We start from the raw sequence: 22,675 nt of genomic DNA on the forward strand, positions 1-22,675 counted from the left end.
GACACACAAAGTTACGATTGACTTGTGGGTCACGCTCTGGCGCTAATCGTGAACCTTCGGCACCACGGGCATCGATCCGGGGCCAGGCATACAAGAATTAGAAAAATGAGAGGAGCTAGACAATGAATAAGTCCACCTTGGCCGTGGCTGTGGCCGTAGGGGTTTTGGCGCAGCAGGCAGGCGCCGCCGGTTTCATCGAAGACAGCAAGGCCTCCGTCAGTTCTCGCACGATGTATTACAACGCTGACAACCGCGACGGCGGTGCGGATCAGCGCGAAACGGCCGAAGGCCTGAAATTCGACTACCTGTCGGGCTTTACCCAAGGCACCGTCGGTTTCGGTTTTGATGCACAGGCCCTGGTCGGCATTCACCTGGACGGTGGCAAAGGTCATCATCCGGACTCCAACACCTTCTTCCCGAGCGACAGTGACGGCTCGGCGGTCGACGAATGGAGCCGTGTGGCGGGCAACGTCAAGGCACGCTTCTCCAAGACCGAAGCGCATTACGGCGGTGCACTGCAGCCGAACATGCCGATCCTGGTCGCCAACGACAGCCGTCTGCTGCCGCAAACCTTTGAAGGCGGCACGATTACTTCCAAGGAAATCGACAACGTCACCTTCAACGCGGGTCAGCTGGAACATGCCGCAGGCCGCGCGTCGTCGAATACCACTGGCCTGGCTGTAGCGGGCGGGACCGAAGACAGCAACCAGTTCCGTTATGCCGGCGCCGACTGGAAAGTCACCAAAGACCTGACGCTGCAGTATTACTTCGCGAATCTGGAAGACTACTACAAGCAGAATTTCTTCGGTCTGGTGCACGTTTACCCGATCAGCGCCAACCAGTCGTTCAAGACTGACATCCGTTATTTCGACAGCAGTTCCGATGGCAAGAACGGCGATGTTGGCTACCGCTTCAACAACAACGGCGGTTATGCGCGCAATCCGGGCGAAGTCGACAACAAAACCTGGAGTGCAATGTTCACCTATACCCTGGGTGGCAACGCGTTCCTGCTCGGCCATCAACGGGTCAATGATGACGGCGGCTTTGTCTATCTGAACCAGGGCAACGTGGTCGATGGCAACGGCCGTCCGGAAGGCGCCGGTGGCACCAGCTTCTACCTGTTCACCGATGCCATGGTGAACGGCTTCGTCCGTGCCGGTGAGAACACCACGTTCGGTCAGTATTCCTATGACTTCGCCGGTCTGGGTGTGCCGGGCCTGAAAGCGTCCGTCGCCTATCTGCATGGCGAGAACATCAAGGCCACCAACGGTACCGGCAGCGACATGTCGGAATGGGAGCGCGACATGCGCATCGATTACACCGTTCAACAGGGCGCTCTCAAAGGCTTCGGCGTGACGCTGCGTAATGGCGTGTACCGTGGCAGCGAGATCAATATCGCTGACCAGGATCAGACCCGTCTGATCTTCAACTACACCTATAGCTTCCTGTAAACGTCCCACAGAAAAGGCCTCGCCGAAGGGCGAGGCCTTTTTTTGCTCGCCTTTTTATATTCCTGATAGCTGTAACGAGATAATTTTTAATTCTTTTTAGAATTTAAGGCGCCGGCCTACAGTGCTTCCAACCCTAACAGGCGCCATTCTTGTGCAGATTTTGTCGCTGGAGCCCTGTTTGGGTTCAGGAATCGTGATGGCCGGCCGATATCACGGGTCGGTGTGCGCTTCCTTAGGCTTTGTTGCTATGAAAAAGAGTTATTCAATTCTTTTCAGGGTTACGCCGATGTATTCTTCCGCGGCTTTGACTGGGGGTAGCGGTCAGCTGCGATTTACGTATTGAGGATTTCGGGCGAACGATCCGGAACCGCAGATAAAGAATTAGAAACGAGAGGAGCGATACATGAACAAGTCCACCTTGGCCCTGGCTGTGGCCGTAGGGGTTATGGCGCAGCAGGCAGGCGCCGCCGGTTTCATCGAAGACAGCAAGGCTACTTTGGGGCTGCGTAACTTCTATATCAACACTGACAACCGTGATGGCGACACCAAAGCCGCCAAGGCTCAGAACAAGCAGGAAGAGTGGGGCCAGGGTTTCGATCTGCGCTTCATTTCCGGTTACACCCAAGGCACCGTAGGCTTCGGTATCGACGCTATCGGTTTGGTCGGCGTGCGTCTGGATTCGGGCGGCGGCACCAATGGTGCAACTTCGACTTCTTATGGCGGCACGGTTTTCCCGAGCAAGTCCAACGGCGAAGCTGTTGATAACTTCTCCAGCCTTGGTCTGACTGCCAAAGCCAAGATTTCCCAGACTGAGCTGAAACTGGGTACCTTGCAGCCGAAACTGCCGGTCATCGTGACCAACGACGGTCGTCTGCTGCCACAAACCTTCCAGGGTGGCCAGATCACTTCGAACGAGATCAAGGACCTGACGCTCGTCGGTGGCCAGATCGAGCACGCCAAGGGCCGTAACTCGAGTAATAACGAAGAGTTGTCTATCGCCGGCTCCAATGCTCACACCGCTGCCGGCCGCGACAGCAACAAGTTCATTTACGGTGGCGGTGACTATAAAATCACCAAAGACCTGACTGCTCAGTACTACTACGGCAATCTGCAGGATTACTACAAGCAGCACTTCCTGGGCCTGGTGCACAACTGGGCAATCGGCCCGGGTGTATTGAAGTCTGATTTTCGTTACTTCAACAGCCGTGACGATGGCGCCAATGGTAATGACCCGGCTTACTACACCACCGGTGACTACGGTACTGGCATCACCAAAGGCAAAGTCGACAACAACCTTTACAGTGGTTTGTTCCTGTACACCGTTGAAGGTCACACTTTCGGTGGCGGTTATCAGGTCAGCAACGGTAACAGCGACTTCCCTTGGCTGAACCAAGGTGACGGCTCGTCGGCTTACATCACTACCGACATGCAAATTGCCAAATTCGCGCGCGCTGGCGAACGTACCTGGCAAGCACGCTACTCGTACGACTTCGCCAAGGTTGGCGTACCTGGCCTGACCGCTGGCGTGGTTTATCTGCGTGGCGATAACATCGACACCACCGGTAAAGTAGGTGACCGTCAAGTCAGCACCAATGCTACCGGCCGTTCCGAGTGGGAGCGCGACTTCACCATCGGTTACGTCGTGCCTGAAGGTCCGCTGAAAAACGTTGGCGTAATGTGGAAAAACGCCATGTGGCGTAACGACATTCCGGGTCAGCGCGACCAGGACGAAAACCGCCTGATCGTCAGCTACTCGATCCCGCTGTTGTAATAGCGCGGCTCGATTCGCAGACGTAAAAAAGCCCCGTCCGGCATTGCGCCGGACGGGGCTTTGCGTTTTCGGGTCAGGCCCACCCCCGTAAGCCTGTCTCGAAGTTTCCCTCTTTACTGCAACTCAAGGCCTTCTCGAACCTCGAGGCCGATGTTCGGCGCGATCTCGCCAAGGGTCCAGTGAACAGATATTTAATATTCGATAAAGGTCTAGATATCGAGTTATTTATTCTTTTTCATGATGGTAAATCCCGAGCTACAGTTGAGGTCTCCAACAACTCCAACAGGAGCCGCATCATGAGCCTCAGACTTGGCGACATCGCCCCCGATTTCGAACAGGATTCCAGCGCCGGCAAGATTCGTTTCCACGAATGGCTGGGCGATAGCTGGGGCGTGCTGTTCTCTCATCCGGCAGACTTCACGCCGGTATGCACCACCGAACTGGGTTTCACCGCCAAGCTCAAGGACGAGTTCAGCCAGCGCGGCGTCAAAGCCATTGCGCTGTCAGTCGACCCGGTGGATTCGCACCACAAGTGGATCGAAGACATCAATGAAACCCAGAACACCGTGGTCAATTTTCCGATCCTGGCCGATGCCGATCGCAAGGTGTCTGACCTCTACGACCTGATCCATCCGAATGCCAGCGATACCCTGACCGTACGTTCGCTGTTCGTCATCGACCCGAACAAGAAGATTCGCCTGACCATCACTTATCCAGCGAGCACCGGGCGCAACTTCCACGAGATCCTGCGGGTGATCGACTCGCTGCAGCTCACCGACAACCACAAGGTGGCCACCCCGGCCAACTGGCAGGACGGTGAAGACGTGGTGATCGTGCCGTCGCTCAAGGATGAAGACGAGATCAAGCAGCGCTTCCCGAAAGGCTATCGCGCGGTGAAGCCGTACCTGCGCCTGACGCCGCAGCCGAACAAATAACCCCCGGAAATGATCGTTCCCACGCTCTGCGTGGGAGCGCATCCATGGACGCTCCGCGTCCACTGTGACGCACAGCGTCACGGGCGGCATTCCCACGCAGAGCGTGGGAACGATCAGCGTGTAGCCACAAAACAGGGGAATTTCGGCCGTTTCGACGGCCTTTTTTTCGCCTGAATAACAACGGCTGATATATCTCCAAAACGCATAACCAAATGAATAAATATGATTTATGGATATATAAATCTGCTGGTAAGGTCATTCCATTGAAGCGAGATCGCAACCTGCGAATCGCCGCTAACGTTTAAGGAGTCGTCTCAATGCTGGTCGTCTCACTGGGTGGCAGCCCCAGCCTGCGCTCTCGCTCCGCAGTGCTGCTGGAGCGTTCGCAACGCTGGCTGCAACAGCACGGAGTGGAAGTGGTGAGTTATCAGGTGCGGGACTTCCCGGCTGAAGATTTGCTCCACGCGCGCTTCGACAGTCCCAAGGTTCTCGACCTGTTGCAACAGATCGAAAACGCCGACGGCCTGCTCATCGCTACGCCGGTATACAAGGCGTCGTTCTCCGGCGCACTGAAAACCCTGCTCGATCTGCTGCCCGAACGTGCGCTGAGCCACAAGGTCGTCTTGCCGATGGCCACCGGTGGCAGCATCGCCCACATGCTGGTGGTCGATTACGCCCTCAAGCCAGTGCTGTCGGCGTTGAAAGCCCAGGAAATGCTCCAGGGGATTTTTGCCGAAGACAGCCAGATCGCTTACGGCGAAGGCAGTGCCGATGCGCAACTGGCGCCCACCCTGGAATTGCGACTGCATGAAGCGCTGGAGCAGTTTGTCGGGGCCATGGCGCGCCGGCCGAAACCGCTGGAGCCGGGCCTGTTGAACGAACGTTTATTAAGTGCTCGCTGGAGCATTTGAGTCGCATCGAAATTTGAAGTACTGGCCTTACTCGCCCGCCAACGGGCAAGCAGGTGCAGCCACAACCCAACAGCAAAAAGGAGAGCGCCATGCGCCCTGTATTTTTGCGTCGTGGTCTGGTCGCTCTGTTTGCTGCGGCTGTGTCCATCGGCGCTATTACCCAAGCTCAAGCCGAGACCTTGCGGATCGGTTATCAAAAGTACGGCACGCTGGTGCTGCTCAAGGCCAAAGGTACGCTGGAAAAACGTCTGGCCGCTCAAGGCGTCGACGTGCAATGGACTGAATTCCCCGGCGGCCCGCAACTGCTCGAAGGTCTCAATGTCGGTTCGATCGACTTTGGCGTGACCGGCGAAACCCCGCCTGTGTTCGCCCAGGCCGCTGGCGCCGATCTGCTCTACGTGGCTTACGAACCACCCGCGCCGCACAGCGAAGCGATCCTTGTGCCGAAAGACTCGCCGATCAAATCGGTGGCCGATCTCAAAGGCAAGAAAATTGCCCTGAACAAAGGCTCCAACGTCCACTACCTGTTGGTGCGCGCGCTGGAAGATGCCGGCCTCAAGTACAGCGACATCCAAACCGTGTTCCTGCCACCGGCCGATGCCCGCGCAGCGTTCGAGCGCGGCAGTGTCGATGCCTGGGTGATCTGGGATCCGTATCAGGCCGCGGCCGAGCAACAACTGCAGGCGCATACCCTGCGTGACGGCAAAGGCATCGTCGACAACCACCAGTTCTATCTCGCCACCAAACCTTACGCGCAGAAAAATCCCGAGGTGATCAAGACCCTCGTCGAAGAAGTGCGCGCGGTCGGCGAATGGTCGCAAGCCAATCCGCAAGACGTCACCCAACAGGTGGCGCCACTGCTCGGTCTGCCGGCGGACATCACCCTGACCTCGGTGAAACGCCAAGGCTACGGCGCGCTGTTCCTGACCCCGGAAGTGGTCGCCGCGCAACAGAAAATCGCCGACACGTTTTTCCAGCTCAAGCTGATTCCCAAGCCGCTGAGCATCAAGGACGTGATCTGGACCCCGCCGGCCACTGTGGCCCAAAGCTCCCCAGCGCAGTAATTCGAATCCACAAGGAGACCACTCCATGAGCCTCAATATTTTCTGGTTCCTGCCTACCCACGGCGACGGCCATTACCTTGGCACCGCTGAAGGCGCCCGCGCGGTGGATCACGGTTATTTGCAGCAAGTTGCACAAGCGGCCGATCGCCTTGGTTTCGGCGGTGTACTGATTCCCACCGGACGTTCCTGCGAAGACTCGTGGCTGGTGGCGGCCTCGTTGATTCCGGTGACCCAGCGTCTGAAGTTTCTGGTCGCCCTGCGCCCCGGGATCATTTCCCCTACGGTGGCGGCGCGTCAGGCTGCAACACTGGATCGTTTGTCCGGCGGCCGTGCGCTGTTCAACCTGGTAACTGGCGGCGACCCGGAAGAATTGGCGGGCGACGGTCTGTTCCTCAACCACGAAGAACGCTATCAGGCCTCGGTGGAATTCACCCGCATCTGGCGCCGTGTGCTGGAAGGCGAAACCGTTGATTACGACGGCGAACATATCAGCGTCAAAGGCGCCAAGTTGCTCTATCCACCGATCCAGCAACCGCGTCCGCCGCTGTATTTCGGTGGCTCGTCTGAAGCGGCGCAGGATCTGGCCGCCGAGCAAGTGGAAATGGTCCTGACCTGGGGCGAGCCGCCGGCTGCGGTGGCCGAGAAGATCGCCCAAGTCCGGGCCAAAGCCGCCAAACTCGGGCGCACCGTACGCTTCGGCATTCGTCTGCATGTGATCGTGCGGGAAACCAATGCCGAAGCCTGGCAAGCGGCGGACCGACTGATCTCGCATCTGGACGACGACACCATCCAGCGTGCGCAGGCGTCGCTGGCGCGCTTCGATTCGGTCGGCCAGCAACGCATGGCCGCGCTGCATGGCGGCAGCCGCGACAACCTCGAAGTCAGCCCCAACCTGTGGGCCGGCGTCGGTCTGGTGCGCGGCGGTGCCGGCACGGCGCTGGTCGGCGACGGCCCGACCGTGGCGGCGCGGGTCAAGGAATACGCGGATCTGGGCATCGACACGTTCATCTTCTCCGGTTATCCACACCTCGAAGAATCCTATCGCGTCGCTGAACTGCTGTTTCCGCACCTCGACGTCGAACGCCCGGAATTGCCGAAAAGCGCCGGTTACGTCAGCCCGTTCGGCGAGATGGTCGCCAACGACATCCTGCCCAAAGCCGCATCGCAGAGCCGAGGCGCGGCCATGAAGAAATTTATCCACAGGCTCGCGCCCTGGGCGTTGCCGGTGTTGCTGCTGGCGGTGTGGCAGTTGTCGGTGTCGGCCGGTTGGTTGTCGACGCGGATTCTGCCGGCGCCGGTGGCGGTGCTCGAAGCCGGCGTCAGTCTGGTGCGCAGCGGCGAAATCTGGACGCACCTGGCCATCAGCGGCTGGCGCGCGGCACTTGGCTTCACCATCGGCGGCAGCATCGGTCTGGTGCTGGGCTTTATCACCGGCCTGTCGAAGTGGGGCGAGCGCTTGCTCGACAGCTCGGTGCAGATGATCCGCAACGTGCCGCATCTGGCGCTGATTCCACTGGTGATCCTGTGGTTCGGCATCGACGAGTCGGCGAAGATTTTTCTGGTGGCACTTGGCACGTTGTTCCCGATTTATCTCAACACTTATCACGGCATCCGCAACGTCGACCCGGCGCTGGTGGAGATGGCGCGCAGTTATGGCTTGAGCGGTTTCAGCCTGTTCCGCCAGGTGATTCTGCCCGGCGCGCTGCCGTCGATTCTGGTCGGCGTGCGCTTTGCCCTGGGTTTCATGTGGCTGACGCTGATCGTCGCTGAAACCATTTCGGCCAGCTCGGGCATCGGCTATCTGGCGATGAACGCCCGTGAATTTTTGCAGACCGATGTGGTGGTGCTGGCGATCCTGCTTTACGCCGTGCTGGGCAAACTGGCCGACCTCGCTGCCCGCGGGCTTGAACGGGTGTGGTTGCGCTGGCATCCGGCCTACCAGGTGGCCAAGGGAGGTGCGGCATGACTGCTCAACAGCCGCCACGCCTGCTGCGCGGGATTCCGCTGGCGCTGCGCAACCTGCAGAAAACCTTTGGCTCGCGCCAGGTATTGCGCGATATCGATTTGCACATTCCGGCGGGGCAATTCGTGGCCGTGGTCGGGCGCAGCGGTTGCGGCAAAAGCACCTTGCTGCGCTTGCTCGCCGGGCTCGATCAACCGACTGGCGGCGACCTGCTCGCCGGGTCCGCGCCGCTTAGCGATGCGCGCGATGACACTCGCTTGATGTTTCAGGAAGCGCGTCTGCTGCCGTGGAAAAAGATCATCGACAACGTCGGCCTGGGCCTTGCGGGCAACTGGCGGGCGCAAGCGCTGGAAGCACTCGAAGCGGTGGGGCTGGCCGATCGCGCCAATGAATGGCCGGCCGCGTTGTCGGGCGGACAGAAACAGCGTGTCGCCTTGGCCCGGGCGCTGATTCATAAACCGCGCCTGCTGCTGCTCGACGAGCCACTCGGCGCGCTGGACGCGCTGACCCGCATCGAGATGCAGCAGCTGATCGAACGCCTGTGGCAGCAACACGGCTTCACCGTGCTGCTGGTGACCCACGATGTCAGCGAAGCGGTGGCGATTGCCGACCGGGTGATTCTGATCGAGGACGGCAAAGTCGGTCTCGACCTGCACGTCGAACTGCCGCGCCCTCGGGTCCGTGGCTCGCATCGCCTGGCCGCACTGGAAACCGAAGTGCTCAACCGTGTTCTGTCCCTGCCCGGCGAACCGCCGACGCCGGAACCTGTTTCACCCTTGCCTACGCAACTGCGTTGGGCGCAATAAAGCAGCTGCAAGCTTCGAGCTTCAAGCTGCAAGTCAAGGCGCTGTGCTTTTGCTTGCAGCTTGTAGCTTGCTACTTGCCGCTTATTTCGACCTCAGGAGAAATATCATGACTATCAAAGCCATCAACGTGCGCAACCAGTTCAAAGGCTCGATCAAGGAAATCGTCCTCGGCGACGTGCTGTCGGAAATCGACGTGCAGACCGCTTCGGGCATCGTCACTTCGGTGATCACCACCCGTTCCGTGAAAGAGCTGGAACTGGTGGTGGGCAGTGAGGTGATTGCCTTTGTGAAATCCACTGAGGTGTCGATCGCCAAGTTGTAAACCAGTGGATAAACAACAACCCCGAAGGGTGCGAGCCCTTCGGGGTTTTCTTGATCGTTCCCACGCTCCGCGTGGGAATGCCTCTAGGGACGCTCCGCGTCCAGTGACGCGGAGCGTCACGGGCTGCATTCCCACGCAGAGCGTGGGAGCGATCATGCCTCAGCGCTTCGGCAGGTAGGGCGGCAGATACAGGCCGATGTAGGCATCGAACACGCGCATCCCTTCCTCGGCCATGCGCGGCGTGATCTGCCCGTGCTGTTGCACCGAACGTGCATAAACGCGGTCGCCCAGTTCCATCGCCAAGGCAAACACATCGACATCGTCCGGCAGCTTTGGCAGTTCAAAGTGATGGTCGAACAGTTTGTGCATCAGCTCGCCCAGTTCCAGATCGTGCTGGCGGTCCGCCTGGGTCACTTCCGTCAGCCCGTGCTGGGCGAGGATCAACTGGCGTGCCGCGGCGTCTTCGCCGTAGATCTCGAGCATGCGTTGTTCGACCAGTCGTGACAGATCGCGCCAGTCGCGCAAGGCCTCATGATCGATTGGTGCTTGCAGACAGGCGCGAAAGGCTGCGTGCACATCGGCGGTCAACGCTTCGAGCAGCGCCGGGACGCTGGCGAAGAAATGGTACACGGAGGAGGGCGGAATCTGCGCCCGTTCGGCCACGCTGTAGATCGACAGGCTCGCCACGCCCTCGGCGGCCAGCAGCGTGCGCGCGGCGTCGAGAATCGAATCGATGCGCGCCTGACTGCGGGCGCGGGGTTTGCGGACGGTGGCGGGACGCGTCATGGAAGTCTCCTGCGGGGCAGCGGGCATTGTACGAGCCGGTTCCTTTGTTGTCTCGTCAACCGCCATCGCTGGCAAGCCAGCTCCCACATTGATCTCCAGCGAATCCGGATCTTCATCCCACACGAAACTCCATGTGGGAGCTGCGGTGCGACGTCTCGACTTGCCAGCGATCCGCCGCAGGCGGCCATAAAAAAACGCCGCTGACTGAATAGCCAACGGCGTTTTTGCTGAAGCGGCAAACCCGTTAAACGGTATGCAGATACCAGTTGTACTCAAGGTCGGAGATGGAGTGTTCGAACTCCTCCAGTTCGCTTTCCTTGCAGGCGACGAAGATATCGATGTACTTCGGATCGATGTACTTGGCCATCACCTCGCTGTCGTCCAGCTCGCGCAGGGCATCGCGCAAGTTGTTCGGCAGGCTTTGCTCGTTCTGCTCGTAGCTGTTGCCTTCGACAGGCGCGCCCGGCTCGATCTTGTTGACCAGACCGTGATGCACACCGGCCAGTACCGAGGCCATCAGCAGGTACGGGTTGGCGTCGGCACCGGCAACGCGGTGTTCGATACGCACGGCATCGGCAGAGCCGGTCGGTACGCGAATCGCCACGGTGCGGTTGTCCAGACCCCAGCACGGCGAGTTCGGTACATAGAACTGCGCGCCGAAACGACGGTACGAGTTGACGTTCGGGCAGAGGAACGCCATCTGCGCGGGCAGGGTCTCGAGCACACCGCCGATCGCGTGACGCAGCGCGGCGTTCTGCTCGGGATCCTCGCTGGCAAAAATGTTCTTGCCAGCCTTGTCCAGAATCGAAATGTGCACGTGCAGACCATTGCCTGCCTGGCCTGGGTACGGCTTGGCCATGAAGGTGGTGTCCATTTCATGGTCGTAAGCGATGTTCTTGATCAGACGCTTGAGCAGTACCGCGTAATCGCAAGCCTTGATCGGGTCGGCGACGTGGTGCAGGTTCACTTCGAACTGCGCCGGGGCACTTTCCTTGACGATCGCATCGGCCGGGATGCCTTGTTCTTTGGCACCTTCCAGAATGTCCTGGAGGCAGTCGACGTATTCGTCGAGGTCGTCGATCAGGTAGACCTGAGTCGAATGTGGACGTTTGCCGGAGATTGGCGAGCGTGGCGGCTGAGGACGGCCGTTCACGTTTTCCTGGTCGATCAGGTAGAACTCGAGTTCGAACGCGGCGCAGATGGTCAGGCCCAGTTCGTCGAACTTGGTCACCACCTGGCGCAGCACTTCACGCGGGTCGGCGAAGAACGGGTCGCCTTCGAGCTCGTGCATGGTCATCAGCAGTTGCGCGGTCGGGCGCTTCTGCCATGGCTCGTTGCACAGGGTATCGGGGATCGGATAGCAGATACGATCGGCGTCGCCGATGTCCAGGCCCAGGCCGGTGCTTTCCACCGTCGAACCATTGATATCCAGAGCAAATAGAGAGGCCGGCAGGTTGATGCCTTTCTCGTAAACCTTGTGGAGGCTGGTGCGTTCGATGCGCTTGCCGCGCACCACACCATTCATATCCGCAATCAGAAGGTCAACGTACAGAACCTCAGGATGTTCCTTAAGGAACGCGTTCGCTTCGTTAAGCTGAACGGCACGCGGGGGTACCGACATGATGCAACACCTTTGTTGTTAAAAATATCAATCATTGATCTTTTCTGGTTTCAGTCAACCCGAACGGCCTGCCGAAGTCAAGCGAGGCCTTTTTCGCCCTAAAAAAGCGCCGTGAGGGCATTTATGGGGCATTTCGGGGCGTTTTTGCGTCCTGCATGTGTCGGGCACCCGCAGGCTTGAGCAGGCCGTGTTGTATTTTTTACGGGGGTGTTGTGTAAAAAAATGAACAAGGCTAAGCTCCGATCAAACCCATAACAGCAATAATACCGGGGTGCTTCATGTCTCGCCTGCCGTTAATCGGCGTCACCGACTGCTCGCAACAGTCCGGTCTGCATGCTTATCACATCAGTGGCGATCCATCCGTCCGTAGCGCGGCCAATCAGGCTCGCAGCTTGTCGACGCAGCCCTGCGCAGCGACTCGTCAAACGGCAGCGTCCGATATTCTGGACGCAGACGACAGCATCCTGTTTATGGCGTCTCCTTTCAATATAGATCGCTTTCATCGTCACAGCCTGTGCCGCTTCCCCAGCCGTGCTCACGATTCTGCACGCCTTGAATGTGCACAGGAAATGCAACGCCAGCGTCAAGGGCAGGTAAGCTCCTCGTTCATTGTCTATGCGCGGTGCCAGGCGTAAGCCGGCACTGCGCGAGCAAGCCCCCTTTAACGCGACGCTCTCAGCGTCAAACTTGCCTGACATCGCGTCAGGAGACTCAGCCCAGAGGCATTTATGAGTACCAACCTCGACCAGCTCACCGATTGGTTGAAAGACCGCAAGATCACAGAAGTCGAATGCATGATCGGCGACTTGACCGGCATCACCCGTGGCAAGATCTCCCCGACCAACAAGTTCATCGCCGAGAAAGGCATGCGTCTGCCGGAAAGCGTGTTGTTGCAGACCGTGACCGGCGATTACGTCGAAGACGACATCTATTACGAACTGCTCGACCCGGCCGACATCGACATGATCTGCCGCCCCGACCAGAACGCCGTGTACCTGGTGCCGTGGGCCATCGAGCCGACCGCGCAGGTGATCCACGATACCTACGACAAGCAAGGCAACCCGATCGAGCTGTCGCCGCGCAACGTCCTCAAGAAAGTCCTCAAGCTGTATGCCGACAAGGGCTGGCAGCCAATCGTCGCGCCGGAGATGGAGTTCTACCTGACCAAGCGCAGTGACGACCCTGACTATCCGTTGCAGCCGCCGATTGGTCGCTCCGGTCGCCCGGAAATCGGTCGTCAGTCGTTCTCCATCGAAGCGGCGAACGAATTCGATCCGCTGTTCGAAGACGTCTACGACTGGTGCGAATTGCAGGAGCTGGACCTCGACACGCTGATCCACGAGGACGGCACGGCGCAGATGGAAATCAACTTCCGTCATGGTGACGCGTTGTCGCTGGCCGACCAGATTCTGGTGTTCAAACGCACCATGCGTGAAGCCGCGCTCAAGCACGACGTGGCCGCGACGTTCATGGCCAAACCGATGACCGGCGAGCCGGGCAGTGCCATGCACTTGCACCAGAGCATCATCGACATCCACACCGGCAAGAACGTCTTCTCCAACGAAGACGGGACCATGAGCCAGTTGTTCCTGCACCACATCGGTGGCCTGCAGAAACTGATCCCGGAATTGCTGCCGCTGTTCGCCCCCAACGTCAACTCGTTCCGCCGCTTCCTGCCGGATACCTCGGCACCGGTGAACGTCGAGTGGGGCGAAGAAAACCGCACCGTCGGCCTGCGCGTGCCGGACGCCGGCCCGCAGAACCGCCGTGTGGAAAACCGTCTGCCGGGCGCCGATGCCAACCCCTACCTGGCGATCGCCGCGAGCCTGCTCTGCGGTTACATCGGCATGGTCGAAGGCCTCAACCCGAGCGCGCCCGTGGTGGGTCGTGGCTACGAGCGCCGCAACCTGCGCCTGCCGCTGACCATTGAAGACGCGCTGGAGCGCATGGAAAACAGCAAGACCGTCGAGAAATACCTCGGCAAGACTTTCATCACAGGCTACGTCGCGGTCAAGCGGGCCGAGCATGAAAACTTCAAGCGCGTGATCAGTTCCTGGGAGCGTGAGTACCTGCTCTTCGCCGTCTGATACGCCGGGCGCGCCGTGCAGGCGGCGCGCCTTCACCGATAACAAGGAGAATTGGCATGACCAGCAACAACCCGCAAACCCGTGAGTGGCAAGCACTCAGCAGTGATCATCACCTGGCCCCGTTCAGCGATTTCAAGCAACTGAAAGAGAAGGGCCCGCGGATCATCACCAATGCCAAGGGCGTTTACCTGTGGGACAGCGAAGGCAACAAGATCCTCGACGGCATGGCCGGGCTCTGGTGCGTGGCGATCGGTTATGGCCGCGATGAACTGGCCGATGCTGCCGCCAAACAGATGCGCGAACTGCCGTACTACAACCTGTTCTTCCAGACCGCGCATCCGCCGGCGCTGCAACTGGCCAAGGCGATTGCCGACGTTGCACCGGAAGGCATGAACCATGTGTTCTTCACCGGTTCCGGCTCCGAAGGCAACGACACCATGCTGCGTATGGTTCGCCACTACTGGGCGATCAAAGGCCAGCCGAACAAGAAAGTCATCATCAGCCGCAAGAACGGTTATCACGGTTCGACCGTGGCCGGCGCCAGCCTCGGCGGCATGACCTATATGCATGAGCAGGGCGACTTGCCGATCCCGGGCATCGAGCACATCGCGCAGCCATACTGGTTTGCCGAAGGCGGCGACATGACGCCAGAAGAGTTCGGCATCTGGACGGCCAATCAGCTCGAAGAGAAGATTCTCGAAGTCGGCGTCGACAACGTCGGTGCCTTTATTGCCGAGCCGATTCAGGGTGCCGGTGGCGTGATCATTCCGCCCGACACCTACTGGCCGCGCATCAAGGAAATCCTCGCCAAATACGACATTCTGTTTGTGGCGGATGAGGTGATCTGTGGGTTCGGTCGCACCGGTGAGTGGTTCGGTAGCGATTTCTACGACCTCAAACCCGACATGATGACCATTGCCAAAGGCCTGACCTCGGGCTACATCCCAATGGGTGGCCTGATCGTCCGTGACAGCGTGGTGGCGGTGCTCAACGAAGGCGGCGATTTCAATCACGGCTTCACCTATTCCGGGCATCCGGTGGCAGCCGCGGTGGGTCTGGAAAACATCCGCATCCTGCGCGATGAAAAGATTATCGAGAACGCGCACAACGAAACGGCACCGTATTTGCAGAAACGTCTGCGCGAGCTGAACGATCATCCGTTGGTGGGTGAAGTTCGCGGCGTCGGTCTGCTGGGGGCGATCGAGCTGGTGCAGGACAAGGCCACGCGCAAGCGTTACGAAGGTAAAGGCGTGGGCATGATTTGCCGGCAGTTCTGCTTCGACAACGGCCTGATCATGCGCGCGGTGGGTGACACGATGATCATCGCGCCGCCGCTGGTGATCAGCAAAGCCGAGATCGATGAGTTGGTTACAAAGGCACGCAAGTGTCTGGACCTGACCCTCGGTGCGCTGCAGGGCTAAGTGCTAGGCTTTGAGCGAGCAGGTTGCGGCTTGCTCGTTCAAAGCTGTCAGAAAGGCTGGTCTTTTGTTGAAAGACCGCCTCGGATCTTGCCAGACTAGCCGCGGTTCCAGTTGTCCGGGTTCGGCCGCTGAACAATGTGGTTCAAAAAAGAAAAATTTGGAGCATGACGCATGAAGGCATTAGGTAAAAAGCTTGCTGGCAAGACACTTCTCGCGCTGTCCGTGGCGGGCATGATGGCGGGTGCGGTTCACGCGGACGACAAGGTACTGCACGTTTACAACTGGTCCGATTACATCGCGCCGGACACCGTGGCCAACTTCGAGAAAGCCACCGGGATCAAAGTCGTCTACGACGTCTTCGACAGTAACGAAACCCTGGAAGCCAAGCTGCTGGCCGGCAAGTCCGGTTATGACATCGTGGTGCCTTCCAACAACTTCCTCGCCAAGCAGATCAAGGCCGGGGTTTACCAGGAGCTGGACAAGTCCAAGCTGCCAAACTGGAAAAACCTCGACGAAGACCTGCTCAAGGCCGTTGGCGACGCCAGCGACCAAGGCAACAAACACGCCTTCCCGTACATGTGGGGCTCGATCGGCATCGGCTACAACCCGGCCAAGGTCAAGGCTGCGCTGGGCATCGACAAGATCGATTCGTGGGACGTGGTGTTCAAGCCAGAAAACATGGAAAAGCTGAAAAGCTGCGGCGTGAGCTTCCTCGACGCCCCGACCGAGATGATTCCGGCGGCGTTGCACTATCTGGGAAAACCGACCAACAGCAAGGACAAGGCTGACCTGAAAGCCGCCGAGGACCTGTTCCTGAAGATTCGTCCGTCGGTTGCCTACTTCCACTCCTCCAAGTACATCTCGGACCTGGCCAACGGCAACATCTGCGTCGCCGTCGGTTACTCGGGTGACCTGGAGCAGTCCAAGACCCGCGCTCAGGAAGCCGGTGACAAGGTCAAACTGGCCTACACCATTCCAAAAGAAGGCGCCGGTACTTTCTACGACATGGTCGCCATTCCCAAGGATGCCGAAAACGTCGAAGCCGCCTACAAGTTCATGAACTACCTGCTCGAGCCGCAAGTGATGGCCGGCATTACCAACGCCGTGCGTTTCCCGAACGGCAACAAGGCGGCCACGCCACTGGTGGACAAGGACATCACCAGCGATCCGAGCATCTACCCGTCGGCTGAAGTGAAGAAACAGCTCTACGCGATCAGTGACCTGGACGCGGCGACTCTGCGCCTGATCACCCGCAGCTGGACCAAGATCAAATCGGGCAAATAAGCCGGTTTGTCGCAGCAACCGCTGGCCGTCGTTTCCGCGATGGCGGCCAGCGGAGCAATTAAATGACAGAAAGTTTTGCTGGATCGGTTTTTCGAGGGTAAGTTGCGCGCCGGTTTTGTTGTCGGGCAGCCATGGCTGTCATGCAGCGCGGGGCAACTTGGGCCCAATCCATTTAGAGGACCTCCACTTGCCTGTATTTTCTTCTTTGCGCAAAGCCCTGCTGGCCGCAGCCGGCCTGACCCTCGCTGTCGGAGCCCAGGCCGCCGGTACGGTGCACATTTATAACTGGTCCGATTACATCGGCGAATCGACCCTGGCCGACTTCGAAAAGGAGACCGGGATCAAACCGGTCTACGACGTCTTCGATTCCAACGAAACCCTGGAAGGCAAGCTGCTCGCCGGCCGCACCGGCTACGACGTGGTCGTGCCGTCGAACCACTTCCTCGGCAAACAGATCAAGGCCGGCGCCTTCCAGAAACTCGACAGGGCGCAACTGCCGAACTATTCCAACCTCGACCCCGTGCTGCTCAAGCGCCTGGAGCAGAACGATCCCGGCAATCTTTACGCCGTGCCGTACCTGTGGGGTACCAACGGCATCGGTTACAACGTCGACAAGGTCAAGGCTGTGCTGGGCATCGACAAGATCGATTCCTGGGCCGTGCTGTTCGAGCCGGAAAACATCAAGAAGCTGCACAGCTGCGGCGTCGCGTTCCTCGATTCGGCCGATGAAATGATGCCGACCATGCTCAATTACCTGGGCCTGAACGCCAACAGCACCAACACCAAGGACTACGAAAAAGCCACCGCCAAGCTGCTCGCGGTGCGTCCTTACGTGACCTATTTCCATTCCTCGAAGTACATCGGTGATCTGGCCAACGGCGACATCTGCGTGGCGATCGGTTTCTCCGGCGACATCTTCCAGGCGAAGAACCGTGCCGAGGAAGCCAAGAAAGGCGTGAACATCGCCTACTCGATTCCGAAAGAGGGTGGCGCGCTGTGGTTCGACATGCTGGCGATCCCCAAGGACTCGTCCAACGTCAAAGAGGCTCACGCCTTCATCAACTATTTGCTGAAACCTGAGGTGATCGCCCAGGTCAGTGATTACGTCGGTTACGCCAACCCCAACCCGGGTTCGGACAAGCTGATGGAACAATCCATCCGCACCGACGAAGCGGTCTACCCGCCGCAAGCAGTCCTCGACAAGACCTACGTGTCGACCGAGTTGCCAGCCAATATTCAGCGTTTGATGACCCGCAACTGGACCAAGGTCAAGTCGGGCAAATAACGCACAAACTATCCAGTGTTCGTCTTGCGTGGCGAACCGCTGCTTCTGTTGGGAGTTTCGTAAATGGCAGTTGCCTCCGGCGCCTACAAGAAAGCCCTCGAGGGCGACCAGACACCAAAACAGGTGCTGGTCAAAATCGACCGGGTCACGAAGAAGTTCGACGAGACGATTGCCGTGGACGACGTGTCCCTGGAAATCAAGAAAGGCGAGATTTTCGCCCTGCTCGGCGGTTCGGGATCGGGCAAATCCACCCTGCTGCGCATGCTCGCAGGGTTTGAACGGCCCACGGAGGGGCGCATTTTCCTCGACGGCGTCGACATCACCGACATGCCGCCGTACGAACGTCCGATCAACATGATGTTCCAGTCGTACGCCTTGTTCCCGCACATGACCGTGGCGCAGAACATCGCCTTCGGCCTGCAGCAGGACAAGATTCCCAAGGCCGAGATCGACGCCCGCGTGGCCGAAATGCTCAAACTGGTGCAGATGAGCCAGTACGCCAAACGCAAGCCGCATCAACTGTCCGGCGGGCAGCGTCAGCGCGTGGCACTGGCGCGCTCGCTGGCCAAGCGGCCAAAACTGCTGCTGCTCGATGAGCCGATGGGCGCTCTGGACAAGAAACTGCGTTCGCAGATGCAGCTGGAACTGGTGGAAATCATCGAGCGCGTCGGCGTGACCTGCGTGATGGTGACCCACGACCAGGAAGAGGCCATGACCATGGCCGAGCGCATTGCGATCATGCACCTGGGCTGGATCGCGCAGATCGGCAGCCCGATCGACATCTACGAAACCCCGACCAGCCGACTGGTCTGCGAATTCATCGGCAACGTCAACATCTTCGAAGGCGAAGTGATCGACGACGCCGAGGGCCACGCGACCATCACCTGCAAGGACCTCGACCGGCAGATCTACGTCGGCCACGGCATCAGCACCTCGGTGCAGGACAAGTCGGTCACCTACGCGATTCGTCCCGAGAAGCTGCTGGTGACCGCCGAGATGCCGACCTGCGAGTACAACTGGTCGAGCGGCAAGGTTCACGACATTGCCTATCTGGGCGGTCACTCGGTGTTCTACGTCGAGTTGCCAAGCGGCAAACTGGTGCAGTCGTTCGTCGCTAACGCCGAACGCCGTGGCGCACGTCCGACCTGGGGCGATCAGGTCTACGTGTGGTGGGAAGATGATAGCGGCGTGGTACTTCGCTCATGAACATGCGCAAATTCAAACGCCGCATCAACCGGATCATCCCCAATGGCCGGCAACTGGTCATTGGTGTGCCGTTCATCTGGCTGTTCCTGTTCTTCATGCTGCCGTTCTTCATCGTCCTGAAGATCAGTTTTGCCGAAGCCGACGTCGCGATCCCGCCGTACACCGAGATCTACACGTTTGCTGAGCAGAAGCTGCAATTGCTGCTGAACCTGGGCAATTACGCGCTGCTGGGCGACGACGAGCTGTACATCGCCGCCTACCTCGGCTCGCTGAAGATGGCCTTCATCAGCACGCTGCTGTGCCTGCTGATCGGTTATCCGATGGCCTACGCCATCGCCAGTGCGCGCAAAGAGCTGCAAACGGTACTGGTGCTGCTGATCATGATGCCGACCTGGACGGCGATCCTGATCCGCGTTTATGCGTGGATGGGCATTCTCAGCAACAACGGCCTGCTCAACGGTTTCCTGATGAGCATGGGCCTGATCGACGAGCCGCTGCAGATCCTCAACACCAACCTGGCGGTGTACATCGGCGTGGTCTATTCGTACCTGCCGTTCATGATCCTGCCGCTGTACGCCAATCTGGTGAAGCACGACAACAGTCTGCTCGAAGCGGCCTCGGACCTCGGTTCGAGCACCTTCAACAGCTTCTGGAAAATCACCATTCCGCTGTCCAAGAACGGCATCATTGCCGGCTGCATGCTGGTGTTCATTCCGGTGGTCGGTGAGTTCGTTATCCCGGAACTGCTCGGCGGTCCGGAAACCCTGATGATCGGTAAAGTGCTCTGGCAGGAATTCTTCAACAACCGTGACTGGCCGGTGGCGTCCGCCCTGGCGGTGGTGATGCTGGCGATCCTGATCGTGCCGATCATCCTGTTCAACCGCAGTCAGGCCAAGGAAATGGAGGGTAAAGAATGAAGCGCTTCCGTTTCTCCAGCCTGATGCTGGTACTGGGTCTGATCTTCATCTATCTGCCGATGCTGATCCTGGTGATCTACTCGTTCAACGCCTCCAAACTGGTGACGGTGTGGGGCGGCTGGTCGGTGAAGTGGTACGTCGGCCTGCTCGATAACTCGCAACTGATGGGCTCGGTGCTGCGCTCGCTGGAAATCGCCTGCTACACGGCGGTAGCGGCGGTGGCACTGGGTACGCTGGCGGCCTTCGTGCTGACCCGCATCACGCACTTCAAGGGCCGCACGCTGTTCGGCGGTCTGGTGACGGCGCCGCTGGTCATGCCGGAAGTGATCACCGGTCTGTCGCTGTTGCTGCTGTTCGTGGCCATGGCGCAGATGATCGGCTGGCCGCAGGAGCGCGGCATCGTCACCATCTGGATCGCCCACACCACGTTCTGTGCGGCGTATGTGGCGGTGGTGGTGTCGGCGCGTCTGCGTGAGCTGGACCTGTCCATCGAAGAGGCGGCGATGGACCTCGGCGCGCGGCCGTGGAAGGTGTTCTTCCTGATCACCATCCCGATGATCGCACCGTCGCTGGCAGCGGGCGGCATGATGTCGTTCGCCCTGTCGCTGGATGACCTGGTGTTGGCGAGCTTCGTTTCCGGGCCGGGTTCGACGACCCTGCCGATGGAAGTGTTCTCGGCGGTGCGCCTGGGCGTGAAGCCGGAAATCAACGCCGTGGCCAGTCTGATTCTGCTGGCGGTATCGCTGGTAACCTTCCTTGTCTGGTTCTTCAGCCGCCGCGCCGAAGAAGCACGCAAGAAAGCCATTCAGCAAGCCATCGAAGAAAGCGCGGCCGATTCATGGAAGCAACCGGACGCGCGTCGCGCACCGAGTCCGGAAGCGGCGTAAGCCCTGTCGGGTTGGTTGCTTTTTCAAGACCAATCCATATCCCTGTGGGAGCGGGCTTGCCCGCGATAGCTATCTGACATTCGACATTGATGTTGACTGTAAAGACGCCATCGCGGGCAAGCCCGCTCCCACAGGTTTTTCTGCGGTCAGGAAATCCAGGGAGAATTGCGGATCACTTCAACGAAGTTCATCGGTTTGAACCCCGGCTCCTGATCCATCAGCACATCAGTCTTCACATTGCCGAACGTGGTCTGCGGGCGATGGCGCAAACCGTCGGCAAACGCGCAGATGATGCATTCCTTGAAACCTTCGCCGCGCGGATGCGCATGCACCACCGCCTCACGCTGCACGCTGCTGAACGCCGCGTAATCCATGCCCAGCACATCCATTTCCACTCCCGCAGTGACCAGCGCCACGGTCGGGCGCAAATGCTTTGGCACGCCCGGTGTCGTGTGCAAGGCAATCGATAGCCAGACCTGCTCGATATCGTCGTCGCTCAGTCCGTACGGCTTGAGAAATGCGGCTGCCGCATTCGCACCGTCCACTTCGAAACGTTCTTCAGCGCTGCGATGGCCTTCGACCAGGCCGAGGTCGTGGAACATCGCGCCGACGTACAACAGCTCCGGGTTGTAGGCCAGTTGCTGGCGCTCGCCACTCAGTGCGCCGAACAGAAACACCCGGCGCGAGTGGTGATAGAGCAGGTCGGATTCGAGGTCGCGAATGTACTCGGTAGTGGCCCGGGCGAGGGCACTGTCAGGGATTTTGATGCCGGCGATGCGGGTGCTCATAAGGGTTGCCTCGTCGAAAACGCCGTTGTGGCGCTGATGAGGAAAGTCTGTTCCCCGTGCGCATAGCGAACAATCGAGGCGTGCCTGCGATCCTTGCCAATCAACCTGCAAATCGTGCCAACTCGGCAAACAGCCCCAGCGGAGCTCCACAGCATGAACAAAACCGTCGCCATCGTGGTGTTTCCCGGCGTGCAGTCGCTGGACGTCAGCGGTCCCATGGACGTGTTTGCCGAGGCTAATCGTTTCCTCGCATCACCGGATCACTATCGGCTGGAAGTGATTGGCGTCGAGCGCGGGGCGATGGCCTGTTCCAACGGCCTGAGCGTGACTGCCCATCGGCATTTCAGCGAAGCGCTCGAGCCCTATGACCTGTTGTTGGTCGCCGGTGGGCCGCAGTTGCCGTTCATGGATTTTGGCAGCGCATTCGACAGCTGGCTGCGCGATGCCTGCGCGCGGGCGCAGCGCTTCGGTTCGATCTGCAATGGCGCGTTCATGCTGGCGCGGGCGGGGCTGCTGGAGGGGCGCACGGTGACCACTCACTGGAACGATGCCGAGGCCCTGGCGCAGTTGTGCCCGACCACGCAAGTCGAGGCTGATCGCTTGTACGTCGAGGATGGCAGGCTCTACACCTCGGCCGGGGTCACGGCGGGGATCGATCTGTCGTTGTATCTGCTGGCGCGGGATCACGGCGCCGAGGTGGCGCTCAGCGTGGCCAAACGGCTGGTGGTGTTCACCCAGCGCTCCGGTGGGCAGTCGCAGTTCAGCCCGTTCCTCACCCCGCATGCCGAGCCGACGTCAGCAGTAGCGATGGTGCAACTGTATGTGCTGGCCAATCTCACCGGCGATCTGACAATTGCCGATCTGGCCAGTGCGGCGAACATGAGTGCGCGCAATTTCTCTCGAGTGTTTGCCCGTGAGGCGAAAGTCACGCCGGCAGAGTTCGTTGAGCGCGCGCGGGTTGATGCGGCGCGGGTGATGCTGGAAAGCACCGCAGCGCCGCTGAAGACCGTGGCCTATCAGTGCGGGTTTCGCGATGCACAACATATGCGCAGCGTGTTCAACCGGCGGCTGGGGGTGACGCCGCAGCAGTTTCGGATGAATTTTGCGCTGGTGCTTTGAAGCCTCTTGGTGGCTTTCAGGGCCTCATCGCTGGCGAGCCAGCTCCCACAG

Annotated in this window: 20 protein-coding genes and 1 pseudogene; 18 read left to right on the forward strand and 3 right to left on the reverse strand. The window is 59.5% G+C overall.

The genetic code is table 11. The features are described from left to right. Nucleotides 1-122: 122 nt before the first annotated feature. The 9 genes and pseudogenes from M0746_RS26990 (at nt 123) to M0746_RS27030 (ending at nt 9,223) form a co-directional block, all read left to right on the forward strand. Nucleotides 123-1,451: an OprD family porin gene (locus M0746_RS26990; RefSeq protein ID WP_208939338.1), complete on the forward strand. Its 1,329-nt coding sequence runs from the start codon at nt 123-125 to the stop codon at nt 1,449-1,451. Nucleotides 1,452-1,854: 403 nt separating this feature from the next. Continuing rightward, complete coding sequence (locus M0746_RS26995; protein WP_208939339.1) at nt 1,855-3,222, forward strand: OprD family porin; 1,368 nt, start codon at nt 1,855-1,857, stop codon at nt 3,220-3,222. A 296-nt stretch (nt 3,223-3,518) separates the two neighbouring features. Then, nucleotides 3,519-4,157 carry a peroxiredoxin gene (locus M0746_RS27000; RefSeq protein WP_208939340.1) on the forward strand — a complete coding sequence of 213 codons (639 nt, stop codon included), beginning with the start codon at nt 3,519-3,521 and terminating at the stop codon, nt 4,155-4,157. A gap of 317 nt (nt 4,158-4,474) precedes the next feature. Beyond that, nucleotides 4,475-5,068, forward strand: coding sequence for an NADPH-dependent FMN reductase (gene ssuE, locus M0746_RS27005; protein ID WP_258451229.1), 594 nt, complete (start codon nt 4,475-4,477; stop codon nt 5,066-5,068). 89 nt (nt 5,069-5,157) lie between these two features. Next, complete coding sequence (locus M0746_RS27010; protein WP_208939342.1) at nt 5,158-6,132, forward strand: sulfonate ABC transporter substrate-binding protein; 975 nt, start codon at nt 5,158-5,160, stop codon at nt 6,130-6,132. A gap of 25 nt (nt 6,133-6,157) precedes the next feature. Then, nucleotides 6,158-7,303, forward strand: a pseudogene (gene ssuD / locus M0746_RS27015) (FMNH2-dependent alkanesulfonate monooxygenase); the annotation flags it as partial. A 12-nt stretch (nt 7,304-7,315) separates the two neighbouring features. Beyond that, the gene (ssuC, locus tag M0746_RS27020) at nt 7,316-8,098 is read left to right on the forward strand and encodes an aliphatic sulfonate ABC transporter permease SsuC (RefSeq protein WP_258451533.1); all 783 of its coding nucleotides are present in this window, start codon (nt 7,316-7,318) and stop codon (nt 8,096-8,098) included. After that, a complete protein-coding gene (gene ssuB / locus M0746_RS27025; protein WP_258451230.1) occupies nt 8,095-8,901 on the forward strand; it encodes an aliphatic sulfonates ABC transporter ATP-binding protein in 807 nt (268 codons plus the stop codon). Before ssuC ends, ssuB begins: the two co-directional genes overlap by 4 nt. 106 nt (nt 8,902-9,007) lie before the next feature. Next, complete coding sequence (locus tag M0746_RS27030; protein WP_003229256.1) at nt 9,008-9,223, forward strand: TOBE domain-containing protein; 216 nt, start codon at nt 9,008-9,010, stop codon at nt 9,221-9,223. A gap of 159 nt (nt 9,224-9,382) precedes the next feature. Here M0746_RS27030 and M0746_RS27035 read toward each other — a convergent pair whose 3' ends face one another. Both M0746_RS27035 and M0746_RS27040 read right to left on the reverse strand, forming a co-directional pair. Further along, on the reverse strand, nt 9,383-10,009 hold the full coding sequence (locus M0746_RS27035) for a TetR/AcrR family transcriptional regulator (protein ID WP_208939345.1): 627 nt from the start codon (nt 10,007-10,009) through the stop codon (nt 9,383-9,385). Nucleotides 10,010-10,253: 244 nt separating this feature from the next. Beyond that, a complete protein-coding gene (locus M0746_RS27040) occupies nt 10,254-11,630 on the reverse strand; it encodes a glutamine synthetase family protein (RefSeq protein WP_016772657.1) in 1,377 nt (458 codons plus the stop codon). 278 nt (nt 11,631-11,908) lie between these two features. On the opposite strand from M0746_RS27040, the gene M0746_RS27045 reads away from it, so the two are divergent. From M0746_RS27045 to M0746_RS27080, 8 genes are all read left to right on the forward strand, one after another. Next, nucleotides 11,909-12,265, forward strand: coding sequence for a glutamine amidotransferase (locus tag M0746_RS27045; protein ID WP_258451231.1), 357 nt, complete (start codon nt 11,909-11,911; stop codon nt 12,263-12,265). Nucleotides 12,266-12,358: 93 nt separating this feature from the next. Beyond that, on the forward strand, nt 12,359-13,717 hold the full coding sequence (locus M0746_RS27050; protein WP_203419909.1) for a glutamine synthetase family protein: 1,359 nt from the start codon (nt 12,359-12,361) through the stop codon (nt 13,715-13,717). Between the two features lie 56 nt (nt 13,718-13,773). Then, complete coding sequence (locus tag M0746_RS27055; RefSeq protein ID WP_258451232.1) at nt 13,774-15,138, forward strand: aspartate aminotransferase family protein; 1,365 nt, start codon at nt 13,774-13,776, stop codon at nt 15,136-15,138. A 171-nt stretch (nt 15,139-15,309) separates the two neighbouring features. Further along, nucleotides 15,310-16,422 (forward strand): polyamine ABC transporter substrate-binding protein, encoded by a 1,113-nt coding sequence (locus M0746_RS27060; protein WP_258451233.1) that lies wholly within the window; start codon nt 15,310-15,312, stop codon nt 16,420-16,422. A gap of 187 nt (nt 16,423-16,609) precedes the next feature. Then, the gene (locus M0746_RS27065) at nt 16,610-17,707 is read left to right on the forward strand and encodes a polyamine ABC transporter substrate-binding protein (protein ID WP_274705854.1); all 1,098 of its coding nucleotides are present in this window, start codon (nt 16,610-16,612) and stop codon (nt 17,705-17,707) included. Between the two features lie 63 nt (nt 17,708-17,770). Further along, complete coding sequence (locus M0746_RS27070) at nt 17,771-18,913, forward strand: ABC transporter ATP-binding protein (protein ID WP_203419905.1); 1,143 nt, start codon at nt 17,771-17,773, stop codon at nt 18,911-18,913. A gap of 35 nt (nt 18,914-18,948) precedes the next feature. After that, the gene (locus M0746_RS27075) at nt 18,949-19,830 is read left to right on the forward strand and encodes an ABC transporter permease subunit (protein ID WP_172833310.1); all 882 of its coding nucleotides are present in this window, start codon (nt 18,949-18,951) and stop codon (nt 19,828-19,830) included. Continuing rightward, entirely contained in the window at nt 19,827-20,717 is an 891-nt protein-coding gene (locus M0746_RS27080) for an ABC transporter permease subunit (RefSeq protein ID WP_090287284.1), read from the forward strand. Before M0746_RS27075 ends, M0746_RS27080 begins: the two co-directional genes overlap by 4 nt. Nucleotides 20,718-20,863: 146 nt before the next feature. Here M0746_RS27080 and M0746_RS27085 read toward each other — a convergent pair whose 3' ends face one another. Further along, nucleotides 20,864-21,505: an HD domain-containing protein gene (locus M0746_RS27085; RefSeq protein ID WP_258451234.1), complete on the reverse strand. Its 642-nt coding sequence runs from the start codon at nt 21,503-21,505 to the stop codon at nt 20,864-20,866. Nucleotides 21,506-21,658: 153 nt separating this feature from the next. On the opposite strand from M0746_RS27085, the gene M0746_RS27090 reads away from it, so the two are divergent. After that, nucleotides 21,659-22,624 (forward strand): GlxA family transcriptional regulator, encoded by a 966-nt coding sequence (locus M0746_RS27090; protein WP_258451235.1) that lies wholly within the window; start codon nt 21,659-21,661, stop codon nt 22,622-22,624. The last annotated feature ends 51 nt before the right edge of the window (nt 22,625-22,675 follow it).

This window comes from Pseudomonas sp. S11P7, assembly GCF_023195435.1.
GTDB classification, from domain to species: domain Bacteria; phylum Pseudomonadota; class Gammaproteobacteria; order Pseudomonadales; family Pseudomonadaceae; genus Aquipseudomonas; species Aquipseudomonas fluorescens_G.